General features: G+C 61.2%; 17 protein-coding genes. 9 read left to right on the top strand and 8 right to left on the bottom strand.

Annotated features, from left to right (window positions below):
- Positions 1 to 2: 2 nt before the first annotated feature.
- The 8 genes from O4H31_RS05915 to O4H31_RS05880 form a co-directional block, all read right to left on the bottom strand.
- Positions 3 to 782: a succinate dehydrogenase iron-sulfur subunit gene (locus tag O4H31_RS05915; protein ID WP_132446576.1), complete on the bottom strand. Its 780-nt coding sequence runs from the start codon at positions 780 to 782 to the stop codon at positions 3 to 5.
- 10 nt (positions 783 to 792) lie between these two features.
- Positions 793 to 1,128, bottom strand: coding sequence for a hypothetical protein (locus O4H31_RS05910; RefSeq protein WP_243261177.1), 336 nt, complete (start codon positions 1,126 to 1,128; stop codon positions 793 to 795).
- Positions 1,128 to 2,933 carry a succinate dehydrogenase flavoprotein subunit gene (sdhA, locus tag O4H31_RS05905; protein WP_067630456.1) on the bottom strand — a complete coding sequence of 602 codons (1,806 nt, stop codon included), beginning with the start codon at positions 2,931 to 2,933 and terminating at the stop codon, positions 1,128 to 1,130. Before sdhA ends, O4H31_RS05910 begins: the two co-directional genes overlap by 1 nt.
- A 29-nt stretch (positions 2,934 to 2,962) precedes the next feature.
- Positions 2,963 to 3,334 (bottom strand): succinate dehydrogenase, hydrophobic membrane anchor protein, encoded by a 372-nt coding sequence (gene sdhD / locus O4H31_RS05900; protein WP_132446572.1) that lies wholly within the window; start codon positions 3,332 to 3,334, stop codon positions 2,963 to 2,965.
- 11 nt (positions 3,335 to 3,345) lie between these two features.
- Complete coding sequence (sdhC, locus tag O4H31_RS05895; protein WP_093928421.1) at positions 3,346 to 3,729, bottom strand: succinate dehydrogenase, cytochrome b556 subunit; 384 nt, start codon at positions 3,727 to 3,729, stop codon at positions 3,346 to 3,348.
- 252 nt (positions 3,730 to 3,981) lie between these two features.
- Positions 3,982 to 4,944, bottom strand: coding sequence for a malate dehydrogenase (gene mdh, locus O4H31_RS05890; protein ID WP_067261933.1), 963 nt, complete (start codon positions 4,942 to 4,944; stop codon positions 3,982 to 3,984).
- Positions 4,945 to 5,098: 154 nt separating this feature from the next.
- On the bottom strand, positions 5,099 to 6,187 hold the full coding sequence (locus O4H31_RS05885) for a PRC-barrel domain-containing protein (protein WP_269343731.1): 1,089 nt from the start codon (positions 6,185 to 6,187) through the stop codon (positions 5,099 to 5,101).
- 166 nt (positions 6,188 to 6,353) lie between these two features.
- The gene (locus O4H31_RS05880) at positions 6,354 to 6,680 is read right to left on the bottom strand and encodes a hypothetical protein (RefSeq protein WP_269343730.1); all 327 of its coding nucleotides are present in this window, start codon (positions 6,678 to 6,680) and stop codon (positions 6,354 to 6,356) included.
- A gap of 301 nt (positions 6,681 to 6,981) precedes the next feature.
- On the opposite strand from O4H31_RS05880, the gene O4H31_RS05875 reads away from it, so the two are divergent.
- The 9 genes from O4H31_RS05875 to O4H31_RS05835 all read left to right on the top strand — a co-directional run bounded on the left by O4H31_RS05875 (position 6,982) and on the right by O4H31_RS05835 (position 16,475).
- On the top strand, positions 6,982 to 7,848 hold the full coding sequence (locus tag O4H31_RS05875; RefSeq protein WP_269343729.1) for an HpcH/HpaI aldolase/citrate lyase family protein: 867 nt from the start codon (positions 6,982 to 6,984) through the stop codon (positions 7,846 to 7,848).
- Positions 7,845 to 8,402, top strand: a complete 558-nt coding sequence (locus O4H31_RS05870; RefSeq protein WP_269343728.1) for an NnrU family protein — start codon at positions 7,845 to 7,847, stop codon at positions 8,400 to 8,402. The genes O4H31_RS05875 and O4H31_RS05870 overlap by 4 nt, the downstream gene beginning before the upstream one ends.
- Before the next feature lie 14 nt (positions 8,403 to 8,416).
- Positions 8,417 to 8,620, top strand: coding sequence for a DUF1737 domain-containing protein (locus tag O4H31_RS05865; RefSeq protein WP_067630476.1), 204 nt, complete (start codon positions 8,417 to 8,419; stop codon positions 8,618 to 8,620).
- Positions 8,620 to 9,651, top strand: coding sequence for a MaoC family dehydratase (locus O4H31_RS05860; protein ID WP_269343725.1), 1,032 nt, complete (start codon positions 8,620 to 8,622; stop codon positions 9,649 to 9,651). Before O4H31_RS05865 ends, O4H31_RS05860 begins: the two co-directional genes overlap by 1 nt.
- Positions 9,652 to 9,874: 223 nt before the next feature.
- Positions 9,875 to 11,068, top strand: a complete 1,194-nt coding sequence (gene sucC, locus O4H31_RS05855; protein ID WP_120350477.1) for an ADP-forming succinate--CoA ligase subunit beta — start codon at positions 9,875 to 9,877, stop codon at positions 11,066 to 11,068.
- Positions 11,069 to 11,215: 147 nt separating this feature from the next.
- On the top strand, positions 11,216 to 11,509 hold the full coding sequence (locus O4H31_RS05850) for a hypothetical protein (RefSeq protein ID WP_269343722.1): 294 nt from the start codon (positions 11,216 to 11,218) through the stop codon (positions 11,507 to 11,509).
- Between the two features lie 73 nt (positions 11,510 to 11,582).
- Positions 11,583 to 12,269 carry a hypothetical protein gene (locus tag O4H31_RS05845; RefSeq protein ID WP_269343720.1) on the top strand — a complete coding sequence of 229 codons (687 nt, stop codon included), beginning with the start codon at positions 11,583 to 11,585 and terminating at the stop codon, positions 12,267 to 12,269.
- 52 nt (positions 12,270 to 12,321) lie between these two features.
- On the top strand, positions 12,322 to 13,209 hold the full coding sequence (gene sucD / locus O4H31_RS05840; protein WP_067630488.1) for a succinate--CoA ligase subunit alpha: 888 nt from the start codon (positions 12,322 to 12,324) through the stop codon (positions 13,207 to 13,209).
- A gap of 305 nt (positions 13,210 to 13,514) precedes the next feature.
- Positions 13,515 to 16,475, top strand: coding sequence for a 2-oxoglutarate dehydrogenase E1 component (locus O4H31_RS05835; RefSeq protein ID WP_269343714.1), 2,961 nt, complete (start codon positions 13,515 to 13,517; stop codon positions 16,473 to 16,475).
- The last annotated feature ends 3 nt before the right edge of the window (positions 16,476 to 16,478 follow it).

Below are 16,478 nucleotides of genomic sequence, written 5' to 3'. Positions count from 1 at the left end.
CTTTAGACGGTCCGTTCGACCATCAGTTTCTTGATATTGGCAATCGCCGCTGCCGGGTTCAGCCCCTTGGGGCAGGTCTTGGCGCAGTTCATGATCGTGTGGCAGCGGTAGAGCTTGAACGGGTCTTCGAGGTCGTCCAGACGCTCGCCCGTGGCCTCATCCCGGCTGTCGATGATCCAGCGGTAGGCGTGCAGCAAGGCGGCTGGCCCAAGGTAGCGGTCGCCGTTCCACCAGTAGCTGGGGCAGGAGGTCGAGCAGCAGGCGCACATGATGCACTCATAAAGACCGTCGAGCTTGGCGCGGTCGTCGATCGACTGTTTCCACTCTTTGCGCGGCTCAGGCGTCTCGGTTTCCAGCCAAGGCTGGATCGAGGCGTGCTGCGCGTAGAAGTGGGTCAGATCGGGGATCAGGTCTTTGACCACCGGCATATGCGGCAGCGGGTAGATTTTGACCACGCCGTTGATCTCTTCCATGCCGTAGGTGCAGGCCAGCGTGTTGATCCCGTCGATATTCATCGCGCAGGAGCCACAGATGCCCTCGCGGCAGGAGCGGCGGAAGGTCAGCGTGGGGTCAATTTCGTTTTTGATCTTGATCAGCGCATCAAGGATCATCGGCCCGCAATCGTCCATGTCGACGAAATAGGTGTCGAGCGCCGGGTTTTTCCCGTCGTCGGGGTTCCACCGATAGATGTGGAACTCGCGCAGGTTGGTCGCGCCTTGCGGCTTGGGCCATGTCTTACCGCTGGTCATGCGGGAGTTTTTGGGAAGCGTCAGTTGAACCATTGTGCGTCTCCTAAAGCGTCATGCCAGCTGCGGGCGCGGCGGCCAGCAGGCAGGTACGGGTCTCGGGGCGCGACAGGATCGTGCGCACGGTGCCCGCTGTTGTGTCATCCACGCCGACCACGGCGGCGCGGGCCAATTCGCGCAGCTCAAGCGCGTCGGCATTGTCGATGATGCAATCGGTGAAGGGGGTGATTAGCTCTTTCGGCACCTGCGGGAAACGGGTGGCCAGAACTTCGGTCACCACCCCTTTGGAGCCTTGGCGGGCGGTGTCATCCACCGCCTGCTGTACTTCGACACATCCCGAGAGAGCTGCAAACGTGGCCGCGATGAGTGCTGTGCGAACCATCAATACACCCGTGCCTTGGGGGCGATCTTCTTCATGTCGATGCCGCCCTCGTCTTCTTTCGTCAGCGGATCGAGGTGCACGGCGCGGTAGGTGAGTTTCGCGTCATTGCCATCGAACCACGCCAGCGAGTGCTTGCGCCACTCGTCGTCGTTCCGATCCGGGTAGTCCTCATGGGCGTGTGCACCACGGCTCTCTTTGCGGGCAGCGGCGGCGGTGATCGTGGCGGTGGCGTTGGGCATGAGGTTGGTCAGCTCCAGCGTCTCCATCAGGTCCGAGTTCCACACGAGGCTGCGGTCGGTGACATGCAGGTCGTTCAGCTTGTCAGCGACTTCGATCATCTTCTCGCGGCCCTCTTCCAGCGTCTTATCGGTGCGGAAAACGGCGGCGTCGGCCTGCATGGTCTTCTGCATCTCAAGGCGCAGTTCCGCCGTGGGCGTGCCGCCCTTGGCATTGCGCAGACCGTCGAAGCGATCGAATGCCTTTTCCACCGATTTGAGGTTCGGCGCGGGCACCGGGCTGTCGGCGTCGACGATCTTGGCCGCACGGATTGCAGCGGCGCGGCCAAAGACCACGAGGTCGATGAGCGAGTTGGAGCCAAGGCGGTTCGCACCGTGGACCGAAGCACAGCCCGCCTCGCCCACGGCCATCAGGCCGGGTGCGATGGCGTCGGGGTTGTCGGCGGTCGGGTTCAGCACTTCGCCCCAGTAGTTAGTGGGGATGCCGCCCATGTTGTAGTGCACCGTCGGCAGCACCGGGATCGGCTCTTTGGTCAGGTCCACACCGGCAAAGATGCGCGCGGATTCCGAGATGCCCGGCAGGCGCAGGTCCAGCGTTTCTGGCGGCAGGTGGTTCAGGTGCAGGTGGATGTGGTCTTTGTTTTCGCCCACACCGCGGCCTTCGCGGATTTCCATCGTCATGCAGCGCGAAACCACGTCACGCGAGGCGAGGTCTTTGTAGGTCGGCGCATAGCGCTCCATGAAGCGCTCGCCCTCGGAGTTGGTCAGATAACCGCCTTCGCCGCGTGCGCCTTCGGTGATTAGGCAGCCCGCGCCGTAGATGCCGGTCGGGTGGAACTGGACGAACTCCATGTCTTGCAACGGCAAACCCGCGCGGGCCGCCATGCCGCCACCGTCGCCGGTGCAGGTATGCGCCGAGGTGGCCGAGAAATAGGCCCGGCCATAGCCGCCCGTCGCCAGCACGACCATCTTGGCGCTGAACAGGTGCATGGTGCCGTCGTCGAGTTTCCAGCAGAGCACACCTTGGCAAACGCCGTCGTCCGACATGATCAGATCGATGGCGAAATATTCGATGAAGAATTCTGCGTTTTGCTTCAGCGATTGGCCGTAAAGCGTGTGCAGGATCGCGTGGCCGGTCCGGTCGGCGGCGGCACAGGTGCGCTGCACGGGGGGGCCTTCGCCAAATTCGGTCGTGTGGCCGCCGAAAGGACGCTGATAAATCTTGCCCTCTTCGGTGCGCGAGAAGGGCACGCCGTAATGCTCAAGCTCGTAAACCGCCTTGGGCGCTTCGCGGGCGAGGTATTCCATCGCGTCGGTGTCACCCAGCCAGTCAGAGCCTTTGACCGTGTCATACATATGCCACTGCCAGTTGTCCGGGCCCATGTTGCTCAAGGACGCGGCGATGCCGCCCTGCGCCGCTACGGTATGCGAACGGGTTGGAAAAACCTTGGAAATACAGGCCGTGCGCAGCCCCTGCTCCGCCATGCCCAAAGTCGCGCGCAGTCCAGCACCGCCTGCCCCCACCACGACAACGTCATATTCGTGGGTTTCATATTCATATGCTGCCATTTAATCGGTCTCCCGTTTGGGCGTATTTATTACAGGGCGAGCTTGGCGATGGCGAAAACGCCGACCGCTGCTGCGCCGTAGCTGATGATGGTCATCACGATGAGGGCGACCTTGTTGGCCAGTCCGTGGACATAGTCCTCGATCAGAACCTGCACGCCGTCATTGAAGTGTTTAAAGCCCACGATCAGCGTCAGGGCCGCCACGATGGCCGGGAATGGCCGCGCGTAATAGGCGAGGATCTCTTCGTACGTACCGCCGAGCGCGCTGCCGAAAGTAAAGACGAACAGCGGGATCAACACCAAAAGCGCCAGCGACGACACTTTCATCGCCCAAAAATGTGCGGTGCCGGTTTTCGCCGAGCCAAGGCCGCGGGCGCGTTTGCGATCTGTCATGTATGCCATGGTGTCGCTCCTCAAACGATGATGATGGTCAGGATGGTCAGCACGACCGACCCGATCAGTGCCGCGATGCCCAGCTTTTCAGCAGTCGGCACGTCGAGCATGCGGCCCGTGTCCCAGATCAGGTGCCGCACGCCAGCCAGCGTGTGGTACCACAGCCCCAAGAGCGACAGGGTGAACACCAGATCACCGAACCAGCTGGTCATGATCCCGTTCACGGTGTCGAAATACTCAACCGAGGTCGCGGCGGCGAGGAACCACCACACGATTAATAGCGCGGTGATCAACATCGCGTTGCCGGTGATCCGGGTGAGAATCGACGTCATAGAGGTCAATTGTGGGCGGTAGATCGTCAAATGCGGGGAAAGCGGGCGGTTACCCCGGTTCACATCGGCCATGGCGCGGTCCTTTGTCCTGTGCTTTGTCCTGTGCTTTGCATCTTGATAGCGGTTTTTACAGGACTGTCACGGGGAACTGCGGGGAATCTGCGGTGTTTGGCCGGTGTTTCGGTGGAAAAATGATAGAGTGATGTGGTCCTGCCCGCTTTTGTGATCACAGCAGATTATGGTGTGATCACAAATTGGCATCCCCTTGAACGAAAAAGCGCGCCCCCGTGAGGGGCGCGCTTTCCAATTGGTATGCTCTGGCGCTTACGCGAGGCTCTCGTCGATGCCTTTGCAGGCTTCGACCAGACCTTTGACCGCGTTGACGGAGTTGTCGAACATTGCCTGCTCGTCTTTGTTCATGGAAATCTCGACGACGCGCTCGACACCGCCAGCACCGATCACGGTGGGCACGCCGACATAGAAGCCATTCAAGCCGTAAGCACCATCGACATGCGCCGCTGCGGGCAGCACGCGCTTTTGGTCTTTCAGATAAGCTTCGGCCATCTCAATGGCGGAAGTGGCAGGCGCATAGAAGGCCGAACCGGTCTTCAGCAGGCCCACGATCTCGGCGCCACCATCACGGGTGCGCTGCACAATCGCGTCAAGTTTGTCCTGCGTAGTCCAGCCCATCTTGACCAGATCGGGCAGCGGGATGCCTGCAACGGTGGAGTAGCGCACCAGCGGCACCATTGTGTCGCCATGGCCGCCCAGAACGAAGGCAGTGACGTCTTTCATCGACACGTTGAACTCAGTCGCAAGGAAGTGGCGGAAACGCGCGCTATCAAGCACGCCTGCCATGCCGCAAACCTTGTTGTGCGGCAGACCGGAGAATTCACGCAGCGCCCAGACCATCGCATCAAGCGGGTTGGTGATGCAGATCACGAAAGCGTCGGGGGCGTGTTTGGCAATGCCCTCGCCCACGGATTTCATAACCTTGAGGTTGATGCCCAGCAGGTCATCGCGGCTCATGCCCGGCTTGCGTGCAACACCGGCGGTGACGATGCAAACATCCGCGCCTGCGATGTCGGCGTAATCTTGGGTGCCCGACATGGTGGCGTCGAACTTGCCCGATGGGCCCGACGACGCGATATCGAGAGCTTTGCCCTCAGGGGTGCCCTCGGCAATGTCAAAAAGGACGACATCGCCCAATTCCTTCAACGCTGCGAGATGGGCGAGAGTGCCGCCGATTTGCCCCGCGCCAATAAGCGCGATCTTGGGTCTGGCCATGGTCATGTCTCCGACAGAGGTTTCATTTGCGCCGGAGATACCGAAATGCACGGTCCCGTGCAAGTTGCAGCATTGAACAGCGGCTAACCCCCGCCCTTGCCACGAAAAAGGCCGCCCCATGGGGCGGCCAATTGCTGAAACTTAAGGCGAAAGATTAGTCGCCTTGGTACTCAGGCTGCGATTCCAGACGCTCTTCGGTGCTGTCGATGTAGATACGTACATCATCACCTTCTACGTTTTTCAGAACCTGCAGTTCGTCAAAGGTCACGGCCACTGGCTTTTCGCCCAGACCAAGGAAACCGCCGACGTTGATGACAACACGGTCGATCTGGCCGTTGTCGCCGATCAGCAGAGTGTCGATCTCACCCACGGTTTCGTCGTTGGCACCATAGACATAGGAACCTTCGAGGTCGTCAGCGCTCATCTGTTGGATCATGTCCGCTTCGGCAGCGGCATAGCCTTCACGCTCAACTTCGGGGCGCGGCAGCAGTTCACGCTCAACAGTTTCGTCGCCTGTGATCACGGTGGTGTTGGCTTCCGCTTCGTTGACAGCTTCTTCTGTCTCAGCTTCGGCGTTCTCCATCATGGTTTCGGCTTCTTGCTCCATTTCCTCGGATTCGGCCTCTACTTCGTTGGCCATTTCTTCGGTTTCGGCTTCAAGGTTCTCGGCCGCGTTCTCGGTTTCTTGAACCATTTCCTCGGTCTCGGCCTCTACTTCGTTGGCCATTTCCTCGGTTTCGGTTTCGGCATTCTCGGTCACGACGGTGACGTTGTCGTCAGTCTCGGTCATCGCCTCGCCTTCCATCGCTTCGCCGTCCATCATGGGGCGTTCGAATTCAGGCGCTTGCTCCAGCATCTCCTTCGAGGTGTTCACGACGAGGAAACGGTCGCCGTCTTCGTCGTTCAGGATGCGAATCTTGTCCATGGAGATGGAAACGTCACGTTCGCCCAGCCCAAGGAAACCGCCGATACCGAGGATAACGGCAGTCACTTCGCCGTCTTTCGACACGATGATGTCGTTGATCTCGCCGATGTCATCCCATTCCTGCTCTGCGCCATTGGCAACGGGGGTGGCCGCGTCGACTTCGGCTTCAGAGTTGTAAATGCGCATGCCGATCAGGTCGGACGCAAGGAAGTCTGTTTGTTCAACAGCAACGTTGCCAAAGCCTTCGGAATGCGCTTCCGCGAAGGCTGCGCCGGTCATGGTCAGTACGATGGCCGTGGTGCTCAGAAAACGTTTCATTGTAGTACTCCTTCCAAAATTGAGCGTTAATTGCTCTTCTGGAACCACAACCCGGATGGCCCTATCCAGTTCCACCGCCACGCAAATAAATAGATCGCGCCACCTTGGCCCAGACACAGGAAAGGCGGCCAATGGCCGCCCGCGCATTCAGTCAACTTCGCCCTTTTCAGACGTCTTCGCCCTTGGCAGGCAATGCTTCGGCCAATGCCTCAAACCCCTGCCCCGAGGCGACCAGACAGGTGATCCCATTGACCCCGGTCACCGTGATCGTCCAGCTGCCCGTTTGATCTGACGCGAAAACCTCCATCACCGCGTTATCGACGCCCAGCCCCATCGACTGGCGCGTCTCCCCATACCCATCGGCCAGCCGCAGCACCACATGATCGCGCGGCGCGCAATTGCGGGGGGTCTGCGCCTCTGTCGTCGTGGCCAGTACGATCGCAGAGGCGGCGGTGAGCGCCGCGAGGTGGATAAATTTAACAAAACCTGACATAGCATCTGCCTTTGCATTAAAAGGCGTGACCCTTGGGGATGACAATGCGCGTCTTTCGCACCGGCCCTTAGGCAGCCTTGGTTGAAATGACTGCATCCGCTTTGCAAAAGGGTGCCGCAGATGCGATGCGCAAGAGACTGCGCCTCAAGCCTGAAGGACTGGTTAATCTGCCGCCCGCAAAACAGCGCAACGGGTTCGCTGCATTGCGGCATATTTTACCTTGAAGTTTTCGCACAAAAATGCCCCTCTGTGCGCAACAATGTTAGGCGGCCAATGCGCCGCCCTGCCCGAGGAGCCTTACATGACCGCCACAACCCGCCCGCTGCGTTCCGTTCTCTACATCCCCGGCTCCAAGCCTCGCGCGCTCGACAAAGCACGCGGACTGGCCTGCGACGCGGTGATCTTCGACCTCGAAGACGCCGTCTCCCCCGAGGAGAAAGTCGCCGCACGTGAAACATTGGCTGAGGCGTTGGCTACAGGTGGCTACGGCGCGCGGATGCGGGTGGTGCGGATCAACGGGCTCGACACCGAATGGGGCGCCGACGACGCCCGCGCTGCCGCCGCGATGAAGCCCGACGCGATTCTCTTGCCCAAGGTCGGATCGCCCGCCGATCTCGAAGCGCTGACCGAGATTGTGGGCGATGTGCCACTCTGGGCAATGATGGAAACCCCCGGCGCGATGCTCAACGCCGCCGCCATCGCCGGACACCGCCAGTTGCAGGCCATGGTCATGGGCACCAATGATCTGGCGAAAGACCTGCAAACCCGCTTCCGCCCCGACCGCCTGCCGCTGATCACTGGGCTTGGCCTTTGCCTGCTGGCCGCTAAGGCGCATGGCGTGGCAATCATCGATGGGGTGTATAACGCCTTTAAGGATGACGACGGGCTGCAAGCCGAATGCCAACAGGGCCGCGACATGGGCTTTGACGGCAAAACGCTGATCCACCCCGCCCAGCTCGACATCGCCAACGCGGCCTTCACCCCGTCGGAAGACGAAGCCGCCCTCGCCCGCCGTCAGATCGACGCCTATGAAGAGGCACAGGCCGCTGGTCAGGGCGTAGCGGTCGTCGACGGAAAGATCGTGGAAAATCTCCATGTTGCCACCGCCCGCGAAACACTGGCAAAACTGGCGGCAATTGCAGCCATGAGCCCGGAGCCCTCGCCATGATAATCCTTATCCTCGGTCTGATCCTCTGGGTCGGTGCCCATCTTTTCAAACGCCTGATGCCCGCCCAACGGGCGCAGATGGGGACCGCGGGCCGAGGCGCGGTGGCCGCCGCACTGGTCGTGGCGCTTGCTCTCATCATCTGGGGCTATCGCGCGGCGGAGTTCATTCCGGTCTGGAACCCGCCCAGCTTCCTGACGCACCTTAACAACCTTCTGATGCTGCTGGCCTTCTGGGTCTTCGGCTCTAGCGCCGCCAAGGGCGCCAAAGCCTGGCCCGCCTATAAAACCCGCCACCCGCAACTGCTGGCGGTGAAAATCTGGGCCACTGCGCACCTACTGGTGAACGGTGATCTTGCCTCCATCCTGCTCTTTGGCACCATGCTGGGCTGGGCGGTGAGCGAGGTGATCCTCATCAACCGGGCCGAGCCGGGCTGGACACCCCCGCCCCACGCAGGCCGCGCCACCTATATCCGCCTCATCGTGATCTCCACGATCCTCTTTGTCCTCGTCGCCGGCATTCACACATGGCTCGGCGTCATCCCCTTCCCCCATTGATCCCGGAGCCTTCCATGAAAGTTTACCGCTTCCTCTCCGAAGAAGACACATCCGCCTTTTGCCACAAGGTCACCGACGCGCTGAACAAAGGCTGGGAGCTTTACGGCACCCCGACCCAGACATGGGACCACAAGGCCGGTGTCATGCGCTGTGGCCAAGCGGTGGTGAAAGACGCCCCCGGCACCTATTCGCCCGACACCAAACTGGGCGAGCAGTGATGAGCAAGACCAACCGCGGCCGCTTTTTTGAGGATTACCGACTGGGCGAGGTGCTGCATCACGCGGCGCCCCGCACGGTCGGCGCGGGCGAACGCGCGCTCTATCACGCGCTCTACCCCGCCCGGCACGCGCTCTATTCCGCCGATAGTTTCGCCCAGTCCTGCGGGCTGAAGGCCAGCCCGCTCGACGATATGATCGCCTTTCACATCGTTTTTGGGAAAACCGTGCCCGCTGTCTCGCTCAATGCCGTGGCCAATCTGGGCTATGCGCAGGGCCGCTGGCTGTTGCCCGTTTGGCCCGGAGACACGCTGCGCGCCGAAAGCGAGGTCATCGGCCTCAAGCAGAACTCCAACGGCAAGACCGGCGTCGTCTGGGTCCGCACCACCGGGCTGAACCAGCATGACGAAAAGGTGCTCGACTATGTCCGCTGGGTGATGGTCCGCAAAGGCGATATCGACGCCCCCGCGCCCGAGTCCACCGTGCCCGACCTGCCCGATGCTCTGTCCGTGGATCAATTGCACATCCCGCAGGGCCTCGACTTTACCAATTACGACTTCGCCCAAGCCGGGGAACCGCACCGCTGGGGCGACTACGAGGTCGGCGAAAAGATCGACCACGTCGACGGCGTGACTATTGAGGAAGCCGAGCACATGATGGCCACGCGCCTGTGGCAGAACACGGCCAAAGTGCATTTCGACACCTCTGCCCGGCCCGACGGCTCGCGGCTGATCTATGGCGGTCACGTGATCTCAATGGCGCGGGCGATATCTTTCAACGGGCTGGCCAATGCGCAGATGGTCGTGGGCCTCAACGGCGGGGCACATGCCAACCCCTGTCTGGCCGGTGATACCGTCCGCGCGTGGTCCGAAGTGCTCGACAAGGCCGAGACCTTTGCCCCCGGTATCGGGGCCATACGCTTGCGGCTAGTCGCCACCAAAGGCGGCGCACCGTTTGAACTGCGCGATGACGCGGGCAAATACCGCCCCGAGGTTCTGCTTGACCTCGATTACTGGGCGCTCATGCCGCACTAAAGCGCTGGTCCGCCCCTTTGGTCGGGCCAGCTATCCCCCGCAATACAAGCAAAAATCAGCCGATTCGGAGCCGTTAAGCGTATTTGTGATCACACGTATTTATGGTGTGATCACAAAACGCATTTTTAGCTGGTCAATCCCGGCTTTCTCCGAAAAAACCCTTACAGGAACGAAAGTCATCCCCATACTACGGGGCAACTGGAACAGAAACGGGACCGTTTTCATGAACATCCACGAATATCAGGCAAAAGCCCTCCTGCGCAGCTATGGCGCCCCTGTCTCCGACGGCCGCGTTGTGCTGAAGGCAGAAGACGCCAAGAACGCAGCCGGCGAAATGGACGGACCGCTTTGGGTTGTCAAAGCGCAAATCCACGCAGGCGGTCGCGGCAAAGGCAGCTTCAAAGAAGCAGCGGCTGGCGAAAAGGGCGGTGTGCGTCTTGCCAAATCCGTGGAAGAAGCCGCTGAAGAAGCCAAAAAGATGCTGGGCAAAACGCTGGTCACGCACCAGACCGGCCCCGCAGGCAAGCAGGTCAACCGCATCTACATCGAAGACGGCTCCGACATTGAGCGCGAATTGTACCTCGCCCTGCTGGTCGACCGCCAGACCAGCCGCATTTCCTTTGTCTGCTCCACCGAAGGCGGCATGGACATCGAAGAGGTCGCCGACGCGACACCTGAGAAAATCCTCAGCTTCTCCGTCGATCCGGCCACCGGCTACCAGCCCTACCACGGCCGCCGCGTTGCTTTTTCGCTGGGTCTTGAAGGCACAGCCGTCAAACAGTGCGTCAAACTGATGGGTCAGCTTTACCAAGCCTTCGTTGACAAAGACATGGAGATGCTTGAGATCAACCCGCTGATCGTCATGCCCGGCAACGACCTGAAAGTGCTCGACGCGAAAGTTGGCTTTGACGGCAACGCCATGTACCGCCAGCCCGACATTGCCAACCTGCGCGACGAGACCGAGGAAGACTCCAAGGAACTCGAAGCCTCCAAGTATGACCTGAACTACATCGCGCTCGACGGTGAGATCGGCTGCATGGTGAACGGTGCGGGTCTTGCGATGGCGACCATGGACATCATCAAACTCTACGGTGCCGAGCCTGCCAACTTCCTCGACGTGGGCGGTGGTGCGACCAAAGAGAAAGTCACCGAAGCTTTCAAGATCATCACCTCCGACGAGAACGTCAAAGGCATCTTGGTTAACATCTTTGGCGGCATCATGCGTTGTGACGTCATCGCCGAGGGCGTTGTCGCTGCGGTGAAAGAAGTCGGTCTGAAAGTGCCGCTGGTTGTCCGCCTCGAAGGCACCAACGTCGAAGAAGGCAAAGCGATCATCAACAACTCCGGTCTTGATGTGATTGCCGCCGACGACCTGAAAGATGGCGCCCAGAAGATCGTGAAAGCGGTCAAAGGCTAAGCCCTTCCCCAGCCACCCCCGCACGGCTTTCGCGCCGATCGGGGGTGGCCGATATCACCGTTCTTGCCGCCCCCATGCGGCAGGGGCAAATGCGACGACGCCGCGCCGCGCCCACCCAATGATGCCCCGATGAGCAATGAGGTCAGTATGGATCAATCTCCCAAATCCTCCCCCGTCTTGACGGGCATTGCGCTATTGGGGGCCGGCATTCTGATCCGGCAATGGCAACCCAACGCCCTGCGTCTGCCTGAGCCTGCCAACCATCACCGCCGCGACCGCGGTCTGCGGCGCGCCGCGCGCAAGTCGCGCAACGGGTTGGCGATGATCCTGCCGTCGAACCTCACCGGCTCCATTGGGCGCAGCCTGATGATCATGGGCGCGGGTCTGCTGACCCTGCGGCTGCTGGATCTGCTGGCCGATCAAGATGAGCAGCTTTACTGATGCCGGTCCTGTCGTCCGCTCCCCTTACCCCCCAAGCGGCCAAGCGCGACCGCGCCCCGCTAAAGGTGGTCCTATGACGCGGGCGCTTTCCTCCTTTCGCGCCGGCTGGTGGCTGATCCTCGCCCTTATCGTGGCTTTTGCCGTGCAGATGGTGGTCGTGAACGCCCTCCCGGTCGCCACGCAAACCACCCTGCTGGCCGAAGGCGGTTTTTACGAAAACCTTTCGGTCGTGGGCTACCTGCTCTGCATTGTGGCGCTGGTTTGGACGTTGCGCGGCGCGGTGCTGCGGGTCTGGTATCTGTCGCTGGTGCTGGCGGTCATGGCCGCGCGCGAATTGGACCTCGACAAAAGCCTCTTCACCCGCGGGCTCTTCAAAGCCCGGCAATATACTGGTGAGGGCGTCCCGCTGACCGAACGGCTGATCGCCGCCCTGATCCTTGCGTCGATCGTCACCGCGATTTTCCTCATGCTCTGGCGTCACGCCCGTCCCTATCTCACGGCCCTGTTTCGCGGCCGCGCTTGGGCGGGGGCCGTCCTGCTGGGGATTGGTTTCACCGTCTCTTACAAACTGCTCGACGGCATCGCGCGCAAACTCGCCCCCTTGGGGATCGAGATTTCCGCCGATGCCGAACGCACCGCTTTCGTCGTCGAGGAGATCGGGGAGCTTGGCATCCCGGTCATGTTCCTCGCCGCCATCCTGCTGTGGCCCGGCCCTTCGCCTGCCACGGCGCATCCCACCAACCGGGCGCACCGCGTCTGACGCCCCCGGGGCCCGTCCCCGGGATTAAATATCACCGACCAAGGAAGAAATCATGGCCGTACTAGTCAACGAAAACACCAAAGTCATCTGTCAGGGTCTGACCGGCTCGCAGGGGACGTTCCACACCGAACAGGCCATCGCCTATGGCACCAAGATGGTTGGCGGCGTCACACCCGGCAAAGGCGGTCAGACGCATCTCGACCTGCCCGTGTTTAACTCCGTGCACGAAGCCAAGCATGTGACCGAGGCGAACGCCTCCGTGATCTACGTGCCGCCCCCCTTCGCCGCCGACTCGATCCTTGAGGCGATCGACGCCGAGATGGAGCTGATCGTCTGCATCACCGAAGGCATCCCGGTTCTGGACATGGCCCGCGTCGCTCGCGCGCTTGAAGGTTCCAAGTCGCGCCTCATCGGCCCGAACTGCCCCGGCGTTATCACGCCCGACGCCTGCAAAATCGGCATCATGCCGGGCCACATCCACCGCCGCGGCTCGGTTGGCGTTGTATCGCGCTCGGGCACGCTGACCTATGAGGCGGTCAAGCAGACCACCGACATGGGCCTCGGCCAGTCCTCCGCCGTCGGCATCGGCGGCGACCCGATCAAAGGGACCGAGCATATCGACGTGCTGGAGATGTTCCTTGCCGACCCCGAAACACAGTCGATCATCATGATCGGTGAAATCGGCGGCTCCGCCGAAGAGGAAGCGGCACAGTTCCTCGCCGATGAGAAGAAGAAAGGCCGCTGGAAGCCCACCGCTGGCTTCATCGCAGGCCGCACGGCCCCTCCCGGCCGCCGCATGGGCCACGCAGGCGCGATTGTCGCCGGTGGCAAAGGCGACGCGGAGAGCAAGATCGAAGCGATGAAAGAAGCCGGTATCGTTGTGGCCGACAGCCCAGCGACACTGGGCGAAGCGGTCAAAGAAGCGATCGACAAGGGCTGATGCCCGCCGGGCGGGCCTTGGCCCGCCCATTGACCCACTCTGCAAAGCACTACGTTTTGCGGGGTCTTGAAAAGAACCACCCGGCGCCGCCCGCTTGCGAAGGAGGGTAAGATGCACATTCAGACCGCGCTCACTCCCTCCCGCCCCCGCGTGGCGCTGGCCCTTGGGCAAACGCCCGAACCGGCGGCCTTGGCTGACCTTGTGACCCCGCCTTCAATACCTATGGCCCCCCGCCCCGGGCCTGACTATAGACCGACCCTGATTCTGACCCCGTCCCGTCTGCCCCGCCGAACAAAGGTGACCCAATGACCGACCAACCCGCCAACGAACAGTTCCACGCCTCTTCCTTCATGGAAGGCGAAAACGCGGAATATCTTGAGGCGATGTACGCCCGCTATGCCAGCGACCCCAACACGGTCGACGAGGCATGGCAGACGTTTTTTGCGGCGATGGGCGATGACGCCGAAACCGCACAGGCCGAGGCCGCTGGCCCCTCTTGGGCGCGGCCCGATTGGCCCCCCGCCCCCCAAAGCGAGGTGATGGGCGCGCTGACCGGCGTCTGGCCCGAACCGACCGAGGCGAAAGCCGCCGGCGACAAGATCAAGAAGAAGGCCGAGGAAAAGGGCGTTGCCGTCTCGGATGACCAAATCCGCGCCGCCGTGCTCGACAGCATCCGCGCGCTCATGCTGATCCGCGCGTACCGCATCCGCGGGCACCTCGCCGCGCAACTCGACCCCTTGGGCATGCGCGACATGGGCAACCAGCCCGAGCTTGACCCGAAATCCTACGGTTTCACCGATGCCGACATGGACCGCCCGATCTTTATCGATAATGTGCTGGGCCTCGAAGTCGCGACGATGAAACAGATCGTCGGCATCGTTCGCTCGACTTACTGTGGCACCTTTGCGCTGCAATACATGCATATCTCTGACCCCGAGCAGGCCGGTTGGTTGAAAGAGCGGATCGAAGGCTACGGCAAGGAAATCGCCTTTACCAAGGAAGGCCGCAAGGCGATCCTGAGCAAACTGGTCGAAGCCGAAGGCTTTGAGAAGTTCCTTCACGTCAAATACATGGGCACCAAACGCTTCGGTCTTGATGGCGGCGAAAGCCTTGTTCCCGCGATGGAGCAGATCATCAAACGCGGGGGCCAGTTGGGCGTCAAGGACATCGTTATCGGCATGCCGCACCGGGGCCGCCTCTCGGTGCTGGCCAATGTGATGCAAAAGCCCTACCGGGCGATCTTCAACGAATTCCAAGGCGGCAGCTTTAAGCCTGACGATGTGGATGGCTCGGGCGATGTGAAATACCACCTCGGCGCCTCGTCAGACCGTGAGTTTGACGGCAATTCGGTTCACCTGTCGCTGACCGCGAACCCCTCCCACCTCGAAGCGGTGAACCCTGTGGTTTTGGGTAAGGTCCGCGCCAAGCAGGACCAGCTGAACGACGAGGACCGCACCGCCGTCATGCCGATCCTGCTACACGGTGATGCGGCCTTTGCGGGTCAAGGCGTTGTGGCGGAATGTTTCGCGCTTTCGGGCCTCAAGGGCCACAAGACCGGCGGCACCATGCATATCGTGGTGAACAACCAGATCGGTTTCACCACCGCGCCGCATTTCTCGCGCTCCTCGCCCTATCCCACCGACAACGCACTGGTGGTCGAAGCACCCATCTTCCACGTCAATGGCGACGATCCCGAAGCGGTCGTCCACGCCGCCCGTGTGGCCACCGAATTCCGCCAGAAGTTCCACAAGGACGTGGTCATCGACATCTTCTGCTACCGCCGCTTCGGTCACAACGAAGGCGACGAGCCGATGTTCACCAACCCGGTGATGTACAAGAGCGTCAAAAAACAGAAAACCACGCTGAGCCTCTATACCCAGCGTCTGGTGGCGGACGGTCTGATCCCCGAGGGTGAGATCGAGGACATGAAGACCGCCTTCCAGAACCAGCTTAACGATGAGTTCGAGGCCGGTAAGGACTACCGCCCGAACAAGGCCGACTGGCTGGACGGCAAGTGGTCCGGCATGGACAAAAAGAAGAAGTCCTACCAGCGTGGCAAGACGGCCATCGCGCCCGAAACCCTGCAAGACGTCGGCAAGGCGATCACCACCGCGCCGGACAAATTCCCGCTGCACAAGACCATTGGTCGTCTGCTCGAAGCGAAAAAGCAGATGTTCGAGACGGGTGAGGGCTTTGACTGGGCGACGGCTGAGGCGATGGCCTTTGGTTCCTTGCTGACCGAAGGCTACAAAGTGCGCCTCTCGGGTCAGGACAGCACGCGCGGCACCTTCAGCCAGCGTCACTCCGCCTTCGTGAACCAAGACAACGAAGACCGCTACTACCCGCTGAACCACATCCGCGAGGGTCAGGCCGAGTATGAAGTCATCGACTCCATGCTCAGCGAATACGCGGTGCTGGGCTTTGAATATGGCTACTCGCTGGCCGAGCCGAATGCGCTGACGCTCTGGGAAGCGCAGTTTGGTGACTTCGCCAACGGCGCGCAGATCATGTTCGACCAGTTCATCTCAAGCGGTGAAAGCAAATGGCTGCGCATGTCCGGCCTCGTCTGCCTGATGCCGCATGGCTATGAGGGTCAGGGGCCAGAGCACTCCTCTGCCCGTCTGGAGCGTTTCCTGACCATGTGCGGCGGCGACAACTGGATCGTGGCGAACTGCACGACGCCCGCCAACTACTTCCATATCCTGCGCCGTCAGTTGCACCGCAGCTACCGCAAGCCGCTGATGTTGATGACACCCAAGTCGCTCCTCCGCCACAAGCTCGCGGTCAGCAAGGCCGATGAATTCACCACCGGGTCGAGCTTCCACCGGGTGCTCTGGGATGACGCGCAAAAAGGTAACTCCGACACCAAATTGGTCGCGGATGACAAAATCAAGCGCGTGGTCATGTGCTCGGGCAAGGTCTATTACGACCTATTGGAAGAGCGTGACGCCCGTGGCATCGACGATGTCTACATCCTGCGGTTCGAACAGTTCTACCCCTTCCCCGCGCAATCCGCGGTCAGAGAGTTGGAGCGTTTCAAAGGGGCCGAGATGATCTGGTGTCAGGAAGAGCCCAAGAACCAAGGTGCATGGTCCTTCATCGAGCCCAACATCGAATGGGTTCTGGGCCGCATCGACGCGAAACACGGCCGCGCCTCCTATGTGGGCCGCGCCACCTCGGCCTCGCCCGCCACGGGTCTGGCCAGCCAGCACAAAGCACAACAAGCCGCCCTCGTCGACGAGGCGCTGACCATCAAAGGAAACTAAACC

Origin of the sequence: Sulfitobacter dubius (genome assembly GCF_027214245.1) — a bacterium.
GTDB classification, from domain to species: Bacteria; Pseudomonadota; Alphaproteobacteria; order Rhodobacterales; family Rhodobacteraceae; genus Sulfitobacter; species Sulfitobacter dubius_A.
This window is presented reverse-complemented; position numbering and strand designations above follow the sequence as displayed.